At 66.3% G+C, this 13,180-nt stretch carries 13 protein-coding genes; all 13 read left to right on the top strand.

Annotated elements, in window-relative coordinates; translation table 11 throughout:
• Positions 1–21 precede the first annotated feature (21 nt).
• Entirely contained in the window at positions 22–2,031 is a 2,010-nt protein-coding gene (nuoL, locus tag Q8S38_RS14685; RefSeq protein WP_305681173.1) for an NADH-quinone oxidoreductase subunit L, read from the top strand.
• Positions 2,032–2,035: 4 nt separating this feature from the next.
• On the top strand, positions 2,036–3,547 hold the full coding sequence (locus Q8S38_RS14690) for an NADH-quinone oxidoreductase subunit M (protein WP_305681174.1): 1,512 nt from the start codon (positions 2,036–2,038) through the stop codon (positions 3,545–3,547).
• A gap of 11 nt (positions 3,548–3,558) precedes the next feature.
• Complete coding sequence (nuoN, locus tag Q8S38_RS14695; RefSeq protein WP_305681175.1) at positions 3,559–4,986, top strand: NADH-quinone oxidoreductase subunit NuoN; 1,428 nt, start codon at positions 3,559–3,561, stop codon at positions 4,984–4,986.
• A gap of 105 nt (positions 4,987–5,091) precedes the next feature.
• On the top strand, positions 5,092–5,883 hold the full coding sequence (locus Q8S38_RS14700; RefSeq protein WP_305681176.1) for a biotin--[acetyl-CoA-carboxylase] ligase: 792 nt from the start codon (positions 5,092–5,094) through the stop codon (positions 5,881–5,883).
• Positions 5,884–6,009: 126 nt separating this feature from the next.
• Positions 6,010–7,680, top strand: coding sequence for a ribonuclease J (locus Q8S38_RS14705; RefSeq protein ID WP_305681177.1), 1,671 nt, complete (start codon positions 6,010–6,012; stop codon positions 7,678–7,680).
• Positions 7,681–7,862: 182 nt separating this feature from the next.
• Positions 7,863–8,267 (top strand): methylmalonyl-CoA epimerase, encoded by a 405-nt coding sequence (gene mce / locus Q8S38_RS14710; protein WP_305681178.1) that lies wholly within the window; start codon positions 7,863–7,865, stop codon positions 8,265–8,267.
• Positions 8,267–8,722: a RidA family protein gene (locus Q8S38_RS14715; RefSeq protein ID WP_305681179.1), complete on the top strand. Its 456-nt coding sequence runs from the start codon at positions 8,267–8,269 to the stop codon at positions 8,720–8,722. Before mce ends, Q8S38_RS14715 begins: the two co-directional genes overlap by 1 nt.
• Positions 8,719–8,949 (top strand): DUF1467 family protein, encoded by a 231-nt coding sequence (locus Q8S38_RS14720; RefSeq protein WP_305681180.1) that lies wholly within the window; start codon positions 8,719–8,721, stop codon positions 8,947–8,949. The genes Q8S38_RS14715 and Q8S38_RS14720 overlap by 4 nt, the downstream gene beginning before the upstream one ends.
• A gap of 455 nt (positions 8,950–9,404) precedes the next feature.
• Positions 9,405–9,959 carry a peptidylprolyl isomerase gene (locus Q8S38_RS14725; protein ID WP_305681181.1) on the top strand — a complete coding sequence of 185 codons (555 nt, stop codon included), beginning with the start codon at positions 9,405–9,407 and terminating at the stop codon, positions 9,957–9,959.
• 86 nt (positions 9,960–10,045) lie between these two features.
• Positions 10,046–10,636: a hypothetical protein gene (locus Q8S38_RS14730; protein WP_305681182.1), complete on the top strand. Its 591-nt coding sequence runs from the start codon at positions 10,046–10,048 to the stop codon at positions 10,634–10,636.
• Complete coding sequence (locus tag Q8S38_RS14735; RefSeq protein WP_305681183.1) at positions 10,636–11,106, top strand: peptidylprolyl isomerase; 471 nt, start codon at positions 10,636–10,638, stop codon at positions 11,104–11,106. The genes Q8S38_RS14730 and Q8S38_RS14735 overlap by 1 nt, the downstream gene beginning before the upstream one ends.
• An 8-nt stretch (positions 11,107–11,114) precedes the next feature.
• Positions 11,115–12,206 carry a tRNA preQ1(34) S-adenosylmethionine ribosyltransferase-isomerase QueA gene (gene queA / locus Q8S38_RS14740; RefSeq protein ID WP_305681184.1) on the top strand — a complete coding sequence of 364 codons (1,092 nt, stop codon included), beginning with the start codon at positions 11,115–11,117 and terminating at the stop codon, positions 12,204–12,206.
• 131 nt (positions 12,207–12,337) lie between these two features.
• A complete protein-coding gene (locus tag Q8S38_RS14745; RefSeq protein WP_305681185.1) occupies positions 12,338–13,000 on the top strand; it encodes a tetratricopeptide repeat protein in 663 nt (220 codons plus the stop codon).
• The last annotated feature ends 180 nt before the right edge of the window (positions 13,001–13,180 follow it).

Raw genomic sequence — 13,180 nt, forward strand, 5'->3', positions numbered from 1 at the left:
GCCCGCGCCCGGAACCGCCCCATGTATCACGCGATCGTCTTCCTCCCCCTGATCGGCTTTCTGATCGCTGGCCTCTTCGGCCGGCTGATCGGCGCGCGCGCTTCGGAGTTCGTCACCACCGCGCTGCTGATCGTTTCGGCGCTCCTGTCCTGGGTCGCCTTCTTCAATGTCGGCTTCGGCGCCGGCACGACCCGCATCCAGGTCGCGACCTGGATGGCCTCGGGCGGGCTGCAGGTCGACTGGGCCTTCCGCGTGGACACGCTGACCGTGGTGATGCTGGTCGTGGTCAACACCGTGTCCTCGCTCGTGCATGTGTATTCGATCGGCTACATGCATGAGGATCCGCACCGGCCGCGCTTCTTCGCCTATCTGTCGCTGTTCACCTTCGCCATGCTGATGCTGGTGACGGCCGACAACCTCGTGCAGATGTTCTTCGGCTGGGAGGGCGTCGGTCTCGCCTCCTATCTGCTGATCGGCTTCTGGTACCAGAAGCCCTCGGCCTGCGCCGCGGCGATGAAGGCCTTCATCGTCAACCGCGTTGGCGATTTCGGCTTCCTGCTCGGTATCTTCCTGGTCTTCGTGCTGACGGGCTCGGTCGCCTTCGACTCCATCTTCCCGCAGATCGCCGGGTTGACCGAGCGAACCTTCCGCTTCCTCGGCTATGACTGGAACGCGCTGACGCTGACCGCGCTGCTCCTGTTCATGGGCGCGATGGGCAAGTCGGCGCAGTTCATGCTGCACACCTGGCTGCCCGACGCGATGGAGGGCCCGACCCCGGTCTCGGCGCTGATCCACGCCGCCACCATGGTCACCGCCGGCGTCTTCATGGTCGCGCGCCTGTCGCCGATCTTCGAATATGCGCCCGTCGCGCTCACCGTCGTCATCGTCATCGGCGCGACGACAGCGTTCTTCGCCGCCACGATCGGCCTCGTGCAGAACGACATCAAGCGCGTCATCGCCTATTCGACCTGCTCGCAGCTCGGCTACATGTTCGTCGCGCTTGGCGTCGGCGCCTATTCGGCCGGCGTCTTCCACCTCTTCACCCATGCCTTCTTCAAGGCGCTGCTGTTCCTCGGCGCCGGCTCGGTCATCCACGCGATGCATCACGAGCAGGACATGCGCAACATGGGCGGATTGCGGAAATACATCCCGCTGACGGCCGCCGCCATGACGATCGGCACGCTGGCGCTGACCGGTTTCCCGTTGCTCGCAGGCTATTTCTCGAAGGATGCGATCATCGAGAGCACCTATGCCGCGGTCGCCCATAAGGGCTTCGCTGCGTCCTACGCCTATGTGCTGCTGGTGGTCGCTGCCTGCATGACCTCGTTCTACTCCTGGCGCCTCTACTTCATGACCTTCGAGGGCAAGCCGCGCTGGGGTGCGGATGCCCACGCCGCACACGGTCATGCCGCGCATGGTCACGACGATCATGCCCATGCGCATGACCATCACCACGGCCATGATCACAAGCCGCATGAGAGCCCGCTGGTGATGCTGATCCCCCTCGCCGTGCTCTCGCTCGGCGCCATCGCGGCCGGCTTCGCGTTCAAGGGTGTCTTCATCGGCGATGGCTACGACGCCTTCTGGAAGGCCTCGCTCTTCACGGCTAAGGACAACCACATCCTGCACGAGATGCACGAGGTGCCGAAATGGGTGATCTGGTCGCCCTTCGTCGCCATGCTGATCGGCTTCGTGCTGGCGCTCTACATGTACGTCCTGCGTCCGGATGTGCCGGGCCGGCTCGCCGCCGCCAATCCGGCCCTCTACAAATTCCTGCTCAACAAGTGGTATTTCGACGAGCTCTACGACTTCCTGTTCGTGAAGCCTTCGATGTGGATCGGAAAGTTCCTCTGGAAGAAGGGCGACGGCTTCGTCATCGACGGCATGGGCCCCGATGGCGTCTCCGCCCGGGTCGTGGACGTCACCGACCGGGTCGTGCGGCTCCAGACCGGCTATGTCTATCACTACGCCTTCGCCATGCTGATCGGCGTCGCAGGCTTCGTGACCTGGTATCTCGTGGCGCGCGGGTGAGATGATGTTCGGCTTCGGTATCCTCACCGGTCTTCTGGTCCTGCCGCTGGTCGGCGCGGCCTTCATTCTGGCGCAGCGTGGCGATCAGGCCTCGGTCGATTCCAATGCCCGCTATGCGGCACTGGCCGCGACGGTGGCGACCTTCGTGCTCGCCTGCTTCGCCTGGGCGCAGTTCGACCCGGCCAATCCCGGCTTCCAGATGGTCGAGACCCATGCCTGGGTCTCCGACGCGATCAAGTTCAAGCTCGGCGTCGACGGCTTCTCCTTCCCCTTCGTCGTGCTCACCGCCTTCCTGATGCCGTTCTGCATCCTGGCGTCCTGGCATTCGATCACGAAGCGCGTGCGCGAATACATGGTCGCGTTCCTGATCTTGGAGACGCTGATGATCGGCGTCTTCGTGGCGCTCGACCTCGTGCTGTTCTACCTCTTCTTCGAGGGCGGCCTGATCCCGATGTTCCTGATCATCGGCATCTGGGGCGGAAAGCGGCGCGTCTACGCCTCCTACAAGTTCTTCCTCTACACGCTGCTGGGGTCGGTGCTGCTGCTGCTGGCGCTCATGGCGATGTACTGGCACGCCGGCACCACCGACATCCCGACGCTGCTGGCGCACAAGTTCCCGGCGGGCATGCAGACCTGGCTCTGGCTCGCCTTCTTCGCCTCCTTCGCGGTGAAGATGCCGATGTGGCCGGTCCACACCTGGCTGCCGGACGCCCACGTCGAGGCGCCCACCGCCGGCTCCGTCGTGCTCGCCGCAATCATGCTGAAGATGGGCGGCTACGGCTTCATCCGCTTCTCGATCCCGATGTTCCCTGAGGCGTCGGAGTACTTCGCCTCCTTCGTCTTCGCCCTCTCCGTCATCGCCATCGTCTACACCTCGCTGGTGGCGCTGATGCAGGAGGACATCAAGAAGCTGATCGCCTACTCCTCCGTCGCCCATATGGGCTTCGTCACGATGGGCCTGTTCACCCTGACGCCGCAGGGCATCCAGGGCGCGATGTTCCAGATGGTCAGCCACGGGCTGGTCTCGGGCGCGCTCTTCCTCTGCGTCGGCGTGATCTATGACCGGATGCACACCCGCGAGATTTCCGCCTATGGCGGGCTGGTCAACCGCATGCCGGTCTATGCCGTGATCTTCATGGTCTTCACCATGGCCAATGTCGGCCTGCCCGGCACGGCCGGCTTCGTCGGCGAATTCCTGACGCTGCTGGGCGCCTTCAGGACCAACCCCTGGGTGGCGTTCATCGCCTGCTCGGGCGTCATTCTCTCGGCCGCCTATGCGCTCTGGCTCTATCGCCGGGTCATGTTCGGTGAGCTGGTCAAGCCCGAGCTCAAGGACATCGCCGATCTTGATCGCCGCGAAATGGCGATCCTGGTTCCGCTGGTTCTGCTCACGGTCTGGTATGGCATTCGTCCCGGCACGATCCTCGACGCCTTTGCCGCGCCGACCGAAGCTCTCATCAAGAATTATCAGGCCGCACTCACCGCCGCGAAAACGGCGATGCTGGTCATTCAGTAAGGTCTTTCAGGATGGCTCTGCCCGCTCTCGGCCCGGCGCTTCCGGAAATCATCCTCGCGCTGGGCGCCATCGCCATGGTGCTGTTCGGCGCGATCCGCGGCGAGCGCGCGACGCGCCAGCTCGAGGGTGCGGCACTGGCGCTGTTTGCGCTGGCGCTGGTGTTCGTGCTCTCGGGCGAGGGCAGGGTGCTGACCTTCAACGACGGCTTCGTCGTCGATAGCTTCGCCCGCTTCTTCAAGGTGCTGACGCTGCTGGGCGCGGCTGCCGCGATCCTGCTCTCCTCGGATTCGCTGCGCCGTGACGGCACGATGCGGTTCGAGTTCCCGATCCTCGTCGTCCTCGCCACCGTCGGCATGATGATGATGATCTCGGCCAACGACCTCATCAGCCTCTATGTCGGCCTCGAACTGCAGTCGCTGGCGCTCTACGTCGTCGCCGCCTTCGACCGCGACAATCCGAAATCGACCGAAGCCGGCCTGAAATACTTCGTCCTCGGCGCGCTCTCCTCGGGCATGCTGCTCTACGGCGCCTCGCTGGTTTATGGCTTCACCGGCACGGTCAACTATGCCGGCATCGCCGCGGCGGTCCAGGGCGGCAACCCCGGCATCGGGCTGATCTTCGGCATCGTCTTCATCGCGGCCGGCGTCGCCTTCAAGATCTCGGCCGTGCCCTTCCACATGTGGACGCCCGACGTCTACGAGGGCGCTCCGACCCCGGTCGCCGCCTTCTTCGCCTCCGCCCCCAAGATGGCGGCGATGGCGATGGTCGTGCGCATCTTCGTCGGCGCCTTCCCGGGCGCGCTGCATGAATGGCAGCAGATCGTCATCTTCATCGCCATCGCCTCGATGGCGCTCGGCGCCTTTGCCGCCATCGGCCAGAGCAACATCAAGCGCCTGCTCGCCTATTCGTCGATCGCGAACATGGGCTACGCGCTGGTCGGCCTCGCCGCCGGCACCGCGAGCGGCGTCCAGGGCGTGCTGGTCTACATGGCGATCTATCTCGCCACGACGCTCGGCGCCTTCGCCTGCGTGCTGCTGATGCGCCGCGACGGCAAGGCCGTCGAGGACATCAACGAACTCGCAGGGCTCTCGCGCACCAACCCGTGGATGGCCTTCGCGCTCTCCATGATGATGTTCTCGCTCGCCGGCATCCCGCCGCTCGCCGGCTTCTGGGCGAAGTTCTACGTCTTCCTCGCCGCCATCGACGCCAAGCTCTACGTGCTCGCCGTCATCGGCGTCGTGACCAGCGTCGTCGGCGCCTATTACTATCTGCGCCTGGTCAAGGTGATGTATTTCGACGAGGCCAAGCCCGCCTTCGAGAAGGGCGACATCGGCGTCCGCGCCGTGCTGCTGGTGTCGGCGCTCTTCGTGCTGGCGCTCTCGCTCCTGCCCGCCCCGCTGCTCAATTCGGCCGGCGCGGCGGCGAAGTCGCTGTTTTGAGTGTGGCCGTCATGCTCGGGCTTGACCCGAGCATCTCAGGACGTGAAGCCTCCGGTGTTGTATCCGGCCGGAGATTCTCGGGTCTTCGCTGCGCTGCGCCCGAGAATGACGACCCGTCCCATGCTCGGTGAAGCCGCCCGCGCCGCCGGTTACCGGCTGATCGTGCGCGACGAGGTCGGCTCGACCATGGAGGAGGCGCGCCGTGCGCTTCACCAAGGCGAACCCGGCAAGCTCTGGATCGTCGCCCGCAGCCAGAAGGCCGGCCGCGGTCGCCATGGCCGGCAATGGACCTCGCCGCCGGGCAATCTCTACGCGAGTCTTCTCCTGGTGAACCCCTGCGAGCCGGCGCTCGCGCCGCAGCTCGGCTTCGTCGCGGGGCTCGCCCTGCACGATGCCGCCGTGCGCGTGACCGGGCTGGCGGCGCCGCGGCTGGCGCTGAAATGGCCCAACGATCTCCTGATCGACGGCGCCAAATGCTCCGGTCTCCTGCTCGAAGGAGAGAGCCGGGCAGGGCAGTTTGCGGTCGTCGCCGGGCTCGGCATCAACATCGCCTCCTGCGCCCAGGGCACGCCCTATCCGGCCAGCTTCCTCAAGGCGCATGCGCCACAAGTGACGATCGAGGCCGCGCTGGGGGCCCTCTCCGATGCCTGGGCTGCGCGTTTCGCGACCTGGCAGGTGTCGGGCGGTTTTGCAGCCATTCGCCAGGCCTGGCTCGAACGGGCGGCCTTCCTGGGGCAGACGATCACGATCCGCCCTCCCGAAGGCGCCGTTTCCGGCATTTTCGCCGGGATCGACGCGAGCGGGCGCCTTCTGCTGGAGACACCCGCTGGCAACCGCAGCTTCGATGCGGGGGATCTGTTCTTCGGCCCGCCGTCCAACCACCCGCCGGAGGCCTGAGGCGCCCGTCGCAAGCGGTTGCTGGCAGGCGACAGGTCGCCGCTATGGAGACCTGGGACGTGGCGTGGTAGGGCTCGCCCGCAAAACCGGCGCCGCCCCGCGCCCCGCTTTCAGTCAGGATATTTCGTGACCCGTTCCAAAGACCAGCTCGTTTTCGTTCCTCTCGGCGGTCTCGGCGAGATCGGCATGAATGCCGCCCTCTATGGCTTTGGACCGGAAGGTCGGCGGAAATGGATCCTGGTCGATTGCGGCCTGTCCTTCGCCGGTCCGGAGGTTCCGGGCGTCGACATCATGCTGCCGGACCTGCGCTACATCATCGAGGAACGGGCGAACCTCCTCGGCATCGTCATCACCCACGCGCATGAGGATCATATCGGCGCGCTGGCCGCGCTCTGGCCGTCCCTGCGCGCACCGGTCTACTGCACGAAGTTCGCCGCCGGCCTGCTCGCGACGCGCCGTCTCTCCGAGCCCGGTGCGCCGAAGGTGCCGATGAACATCATCGCGCAGGGCGGCAGCTTTAAGCTCGGCCCCTTCGAGATCGAGTTCGTGCCGGTCGCGCACTCCATCCCCGAGTCGAACGCGCTCGCCATCCGCACCCCCGTCGGCCTCGTCGTCCACACCGGCGACTGGAAGATCGACGTCACGCCGCAGGTCGGCTTGCCGACCGACGAGAAGCGCCTGCGCGAACTCGGCGACGAGGGCGTTCTCGCGATGATCTGCGATTCGACCAACGTCATGCGCGACGGCACCTCGCCGAGCGAGGCCGACGTCGCCGCCAAGATCAAGGAACTCGTACACTCCGCCCCCGGTCGCGTTGCTGTCACCACCTTCGCCTCCAACGTCGCCCGCCTGCGCGCCGTCGCCGAAGCCGCGATGGCGGACCAGCGCGAGGTCGTCGTCGTCGGCCGCGCCATGGACCGCGTCATCGATGTCGCCCGCGAATGCGGCTATCTCGACGGCATCCCTGCTTTCCGCTCCGCCGACACCTATGGCTATCTGCCGCGCGACAAGGTCGTCTGCCTGCTGACCGGCAGCCAGGGCGAGCCGCGCGCCGCGCTCTCGCGCATTGCCTCCGACGATCATCCCGAGATCACGCTGACACCTGGCGACCGGGTGATCTTCTCCTCGCGCACCATTCCCGGCAACGAGAAGGCCGTCGGCGCGATCCAGAACGCGCTCGCCCGCGACAACATCGAGATCATCACCGACCGGACGCATCTGGTCCATGTCTCCGGCCATCCGCGCCGCGAGGAAATGGCCCGGCTCTATGGCTGGCTCAAGCCGAAGATCGTCATCCCCGCCCATGGCGAGGACCTGCATCTGTCCGAGCATGCGACCTTCGCGCGCGGCCTCGGCGTCAAGATCGTGGTGCGCGCCGGCAACGGCGATGTGGTCGAGATCACCCCCGAGGGCGCCAGCAAGATCGACGAGGTCACCCATGGCCGCCTCTACCAGGATGGCAACCTCCTGGTGAACGCGCTCGAGAAGACGATTCCCGAGCGCCGCCGGCTCTCCTTCGTCGGCATGATCTCGGTTGCGGTCGCCATCGACGAAAAGGGCGGTCTCGCCGGCGATCCTGAGATCGCGGTGCTGGGCCTGCCGCCCTATACGCGCGATGGCACGGGCTTCGACGAGTATGTCGCCGAGGCCGTGTCGGAACTGATCGACGGCATCCCCAAGGCCCGTCGCCGCGACCCCGAAGCCCTGCGCAATGCGCTTGAGCGCGGCCTGCGCAGCGCCGTCAACGAGGAGTGGGGCAAGAAGCCGCTGGTGCATGCGCTGGTGATCGAGGTTTAAGTAGCGCCTGACATTGGGGTTCGGCGTCATCCTGGGCGAAGCGCAGCTTCGTCCCGGGATCCATCAAAGGGCTCAAGCGGCGCCCGATGATGGATCCCGGAGCAGCGCCGCTTCGCGGCTTGTCCAGGATGACGGGTGTTTCGGAACCAGATCCTGATCTGCGAGGAGTGGAGGAAGACATCATGATCGGACGCCTCAACCACGTTGCCATTGCCGTGAGGGATCTCGCCGCCGCGAGCGCGCTTTATCGCGACACGCTGGGGGCGCGCGTGTCTCAGCCGCTGCCGCAGCCGGAACATGGCGTCACCGTCGTCTTCGTCGAGTTGCCCAACACCAAGGTCGAGCTGCTGGAGCCGCTGGGCGAGGATTCGCCGGTGGCCAAGTTCATCGCGCGCAATCCCGACGGCGGCATCCACCACATCTGCTACGAAGTCGACGACATCATCGCCGCGCGCGATCGGCTCAAGGAGAGCGGCGCGCGGGTGCTGGGCTCGGGCGAGCCGCGCATCGGCGCCCATGGCAAGCCGGTGCTGTTCCTGCATCCCAAGGATTTTACCGGCACGCTGGTCGAGCTCGAACAGGCCTGATGACGGTGAACGCATCCGACATCACGATCTTCGGCGCGCCGGAGCCCGGTTCGGCCCGCCCGTTTAGTGCCGCGACGCGCGCCGGCGGGCTCGTCTTCGTCTCCGGACATTCCGCGCCGCATGATCCGCAGCGCGGCATCCATCGGGGAGAGACGCCGGCCGACGAGGTCCGCAACGCGCTCGCGCATATCGCCGGTATCCTGAAGCAAGCCGGCAGCGCGCTCGACCGTGTCGTCCAGATGACGATGCTGATCACCGATCCGGCCGATTACGCCGCCTGCAACGCCGAATATGTGAAGCATTTCCCCGGTGGCCTGCCGGCGCGCCACACGGCGCGCTTCGGCGTGCCGACGCAGGCCCGCGTTGCCTTTGCCTGTATTGCGCTCGCGGGCGACGATGCGATGGCGGGCTGCCACGCAGGGGCGGGCGACCACACCAAGGATCGACAGTCATGACCTTCGCCAGCGCCTTCGCGGTCTACTTTGTCGTCTGGTGGACTGTGCTCTTCGCGGTGCTGCCCTTCGGCATCCGCAGCCAGGTCGAAACCGGCGAGGTCGTCGAGGGCTCCGAGCCCGGCGCGCCGGCCGTGCCCGGCCTGCGGCGCAAGGCGCTGATCACCACGCTGATCTCTTTCGTGGTGTTTCTGTTCGTCTGGTATGGCTGGGCAGCGCTCGGCTTGTGAAGCCGGCGTAAGAGCGGCCCGCCGGCCGCATCAGGGCCGAGGGCGACGCCGTCTGCACTGACGAGCAGGGCAAGCACGGGATCGGGATAGCAGACAAAGAAAAAGGCAAGGCCGATGCCTTGCCTTCTCTAGTCTGTTTTTACCGCAGTAACGGCGCGCGTCTGTTCGCGTGCGACTCGTATACTAGGCGGGCGTTTGTCCTCCCGAGACCTGGTCCGCGGCGCTTTGATCAACAAAGCGTGTCCAGCAAGGGTTTGATAACCGATTGCCACACGTCTGTCATCACTTTGAGCAGGTCCAGCCTCAACTTTTTGCAAATTTATTCTCCGCTGCACTTGTGCGCTGCAACATCGTGCGATTCGGGCTCCTCAAACGCCTTGTTCCGGCCAAAGGATGCCGTTACGACCCCCGACAGTGAGACAACCGTCGGATCACCGGCGGCCATGGAGATGACAATGCTGCGCAATTTCCTCGCTACCTTCGCTGTCATGGCGTCGCTTGGCCTCGCCGCGATGCCCGCCCAGGCCCAGGCGCCGGACCCCAACAACACGCTGATCCTGGACACCAAGGACGGCCCGGTGACGATCCGGCTGCGGCCCGATCTCGCGCCCAAGCATGTCGAGCAGATCAAGACGCTGACCAAGCGCGGCTTCTATGACGGCATCGTCTTCCATCGCGTCATCGACGGCTTCATGGCGCAGACCGGCGATCCGACCGGCACCGGTACCGGCAGCTCCGACCTGCCCAATATCAAGGCGGAATTCACGCCGACCCCCTACAAGGTCGGGTCCGTCGGCATGGCGCGTTCGCAGTCGCCCGATTCGGCGAATTCGCAGTTCTTCATCTGCTATGAGGGCTGCGGCTCGCTGACCGGCCAATACACGCTGTTCGGCGAGGTCGTCTCCGGCATGGACGCGGTGCGCAAGATCAAGAAGGGCGCACCCGGCAGCGGCCAGGTTTCGAGCCCCGACAAGATCGTCCGCATGCGCCTGCAGGCCGACGCGAAGTAAGGCCCGCAGCCGGCAAGGGCAGGGCGATGCGCCCTGAGCGGACGGGGCTCGTACTCGTCGTGGTCGTTGCAGCCACGGCGGGAGCCATGGCCCAGGGCACGACCGATTTCGGCCTGCCCCCTGCATCGGGCTCGCAGAACCCCGTCCTGCCGCCGCCTTCCGGTTCGCAGAACCCGGTTCTGCCCCCTCCGTCAGGCCAGCGTTACGTGCCTGGCGTCGGCGGCCGCTTTGGCGGCGAGACCGATGTGCCGGGAGGCAGCATCCGGCCGACCCCGCCTGCGCCGCGGGCGGGGAGCGGTGAAATCGGCGTGGTCGGTACGGTCGATCCGACCATGACCACGCCCGATGCCGAGGCGCTCGACCGGCTCAGTGACATCGCACCGGCGCTGCGCCGGTGCTGGGCGCCGCCCGCGATCACGGGGCCCGATACGGGCGTGATGGCGACGGTGCGGTTCAGCCTGCGTCGCGACGGCTCGCTGTTTGGCCAGCCGCGCGTGACCTGGGAAACCCGGCGAACCGAGGCCGACCTGAGGCAGCGCTTCACCGACTCCGTCGTTGCGGCCGTTCACGCCTGTACGCCAATGAGGTTGTCGCCGAAGCTGGGAGCCGCTATCGCGGGGCGACCCTTGTCCATCCGCTTCCACGGCCGCGCGCCGTCAAACGAAAGGCCGATCTGATGTCCCTCGATCCCGAGAACACCCTCGTCATGGAAACCACCAAGGGCAAGGTGGTGATCAAGCTGCGTCCCGATCTCGCGCCCAACCATTGCGAACGCCTCAAGCTGCTCGCGCGCGAGGGCTTTTATGACGGCATCGTCTTCCATCGCGTCATCGACGGCTTCATGGCCCAGGTCGGCTGCCCGCACGGCACCGGCACCGGCGGCTCGAAGCATCCCGACCTGGCGCAGGAGTTCAACGCCGAGCCGCATGTCCGCGGCGTCTGCTCGATGGCCCGCTCGCAGAACCCGAATTCGGCCAACAGCCAGTTCTTCATCGTCTTCGAGGACGCCCGCTTCCTCGACAAGCAGTACACCGCCTGGGGCCAGGTCGTCGAAGGCATGGAGATCGTCGACACGATCAAGCGCGGCGAACCTGTGCGCGATCCCGATTCGATCGTCTCGATGAAGGTCATGGCCGACCTGGCCTGAACCCGATCGTGGATGTCGGGCTCTTCGATTTCGACCTCCCTGAAGACCGCATCGCGCTGAGGCCAGCCAGCCCGCGCGATGCGGCGCGTCTGCTCGTCGTCAGGCCGGACGCGGCACAGCCCTTCGAGGATCGCGGCATCCGCGACCTCGCGAGCCTGCTGCAGCCTGGCGACGCGCTCGTCCTCAACGATACCCGTGTGATCCCGTCGCGGCTCTATGGCCGCCGCTCCCGCGGCGAGGCATCGGCCCGCATCGAGATCATGCTGCACAAGCGCGAGGCGCCCGATTGCTGGCGCGCCTTTGCCAGGCCGGCCAAGAAGCTCGCGCTCGGCGACAGCGTGACCTTCGGCGATGCGTCGGAAGGCGCCGCCTGCGAACTCGGCCGCCTGCAGGCGGAGATCGTCGCCAAGGCCGAGGGCGGCGAGGTCGAATTGCGATTTGCGCTGTCGGGGCCCCATCTCGACGCAGCCATCGCCCGCCTCGGCGAATTGCCGCTGCCGCCCTATATCGCCGGCAAGCGCGCCACCGATGCAGCCGATGCGACCGACTACCAGACCATGCACGCCCGCGCCGACGGGGCGGTGGCGGCGCCGACCGCCGGCTTGCATTTCACGCCGGAACTCGTTGCGGCGCTGGAGGCGCGTGGCGTGACGCGCCATCTGGTGACGCTGCATGTCGGCGCCGGCACCTTCCTGCCCATGAAGGCAGACGACACGAACGATCACCGCATGCATGCCGAATGGGGCACGGTCTCGCCCGAAACGGCGGCCGCGCTGAACGCGGTGCGGGCGAGGGGCGGGCGCATCGTCGCGGTCGGCACCACCTCGCTGCGCCTCCTCGAAAGCGCGACGGACGCGAACGGCGTCATCGCGCCATTTTCAGGCGACACCGCGATCTTCATCACGCCGGGCTATCGCTTCAGGGCGGTCGATCTGCTTTTGACGAATTTCCATCTGCCGCGATCGACGCTGTTCATGCTCGTTTCGGCCTTCTGCGGGCTGGACGTGATGAAACGCGCCTATGCGCATGCCATCGCCGACCATTACCGCTTCTACTCCTATGGCGACGGCAGCCTGCTGCATCGGGCGAAGCAGCCCTAGCCATCGTTGCGGCGCTTGCGCCCGCAACGATGATGAGCCGAGCGCTGCGCGGCGCGACAATGCGTGTTCCGGCTCGCCTTTGCCCGGCGAAAATGCTACCCGGCACGAACGAACAGGAAGTCTGACGGACCATGGCCGATATTTTCCGCGAGATCGACGAGGAGGTCCGCCGCGACAAGGCGGCGGAGCTCTGGAAGAAATATGGCTGGCTCGTCACCGGCCTCGCCGTTCTGGCGGTCGCAGCGGTCGCTGGCTGGCAGTTCTGGCTGCATCGCGAGCAGCAGGCCTCGCAGGTGGTCGGTGCCCGTCTGGAAGCCGCGCTCAAATCCTCGCGGGACGGCAATGGCGCGGAAGCCGAGGCGATCCTGGGCGAACTCGCCGCGAGCGCCCCGGCTGGCTATCGCCAGATCGCGCGGTTCCGCCTGGCGGCCGAGACCGCCAAGCGCGACGCCGCCGCGGGCGCGACCGCCTTCGACGCCCTCGCCAATGATGGCGCGCTGACCCCGCTCTATCGTGACCTGGCGCGCCTGCGCGCCGGCATGCTGCGCGTCGACCTCGTGCCCTATCCCGAGTTGAAGGCTGCTCTGGAGCCGCTGGTGACGCCGCAGGGGTCCTGGCGCCACTCGGCCCGCGAATTCCTCGGCATCGCCGCGCTGAAGGCCAACCTGTTCGAAGATGCCGGCCGCTGGTTCGACGCCATCGTTACCGATCCGCAATCGCCGGCCGTGCTGCGCCAGAGGACCGAACTCTACCTGGCGCTGGTGCGCGGCGGCCCGGTCGAGACCAAGAACTGACGAATAAGAACTGAGCTTTATACAACGAACCTCATCCTGGGCGACCACAGGTCGACCCGGGATCCATGCCTGAGCCTCTTTCGAACAGCGTTCCGGCCTGAATCCGGATCGGCGCGGCTTTGCCGCTTGTCCGAAATGACGGTTCGTTTTTATCGTCTTGGTGGTTTGACCCCTGTCGGG

Source organism: Allobosea sp. (assembly GCF_030695125.1).
Taxonomy (GTDB): domain Bacteria; phylum Pseudomonadota; class Alphaproteobacteria; order Rhizobiales; family Beijerinckiaceae; genus Allobosea.

What these genes read in the sequence shown, in the direction of transcription:
- nuoL (WP_305681173.1), top strand. Translation starts at nt 22, where the DNA reads ATGTATCACGCGATCGTCTTCCTCCCCCTGATCGGCTTTCTGATCGCT.
- Q8S38_RS14690 (WP_305681174.1), top strand. Translation starts at nt 2,036, where the DNA reads ATGTTCGGCTTCGGTATCCTCACCGGTCTTCTGGTCCTGCCGCTGGTC.
- nuoN (WP_305681175.1), top strand. Translation starts at nt 3,559, where the DNA reads ATGGCTCTGCCCGCTCTCGGCCCGGCGCTTCCGGAAATCATCCTCGCG.
- Q8S38_RS14700 (WP_305681176.1), top strand. Translation starts at nt 5,092, where the DNA reads ATGACGACCCGTCCCATGCTCGGTGAAGCCGCCCGCGCCGCCGGTTAC.
- mce (WP_305681178.1), top strand. Translation starts at nt 7,863, where the DNA reads ATGATCGGACGCCTCAACCACGTTGCCATTGCCGTGAGGGATCTCGCC.
- Q8S38_RS14715 (WP_305681179.1), top strand. Translation starts at nt 8,267, where the DNA reads ATGACGGTGAACGCATCCGACATCACGATCTTCGGCGCGCCGGAGCCC.
- Q8S38_RS14720 (WP_305681180.1), top strand. Translation starts at nt 8,719, where the DNA reads ATGACCTTCGCCAGCGCCTTCGCGGTCTACTTTGTCGTCTGGTGGACT.
- Q8S38_RS14725 (WP_305681181.1), top strand. Translation starts at nt 9,405, where the DNA reads ATGCTGCGCAATTTCCTCGCTACCTTCGCTGTCATGGCGTCGCTTGGC.
- Q8S38_RS14730 (WP_305681182.1), top strand. Translation starts at nt 10,046, where the DNA reads ATGGCCCAGGGCACGACCGATTTCGGCCTGCCCCCTGCATCGGGCTCG.
- Q8S38_RS14735 (WP_305681183.1), top strand. Translation starts at nt 10,636, where the DNA reads ATGTCCCTCGATCCCGAGAACACCCTCGTCATGGAAACCACCAAGGGC.
- Q8S38_RS14745 (WP_305681185.1), top strand. Translation starts at nt 12,338, where the DNA reads ATGGCCGATATTTTCCGCGAGATCGACGAGGAGGTCCGCCGCGACAAG.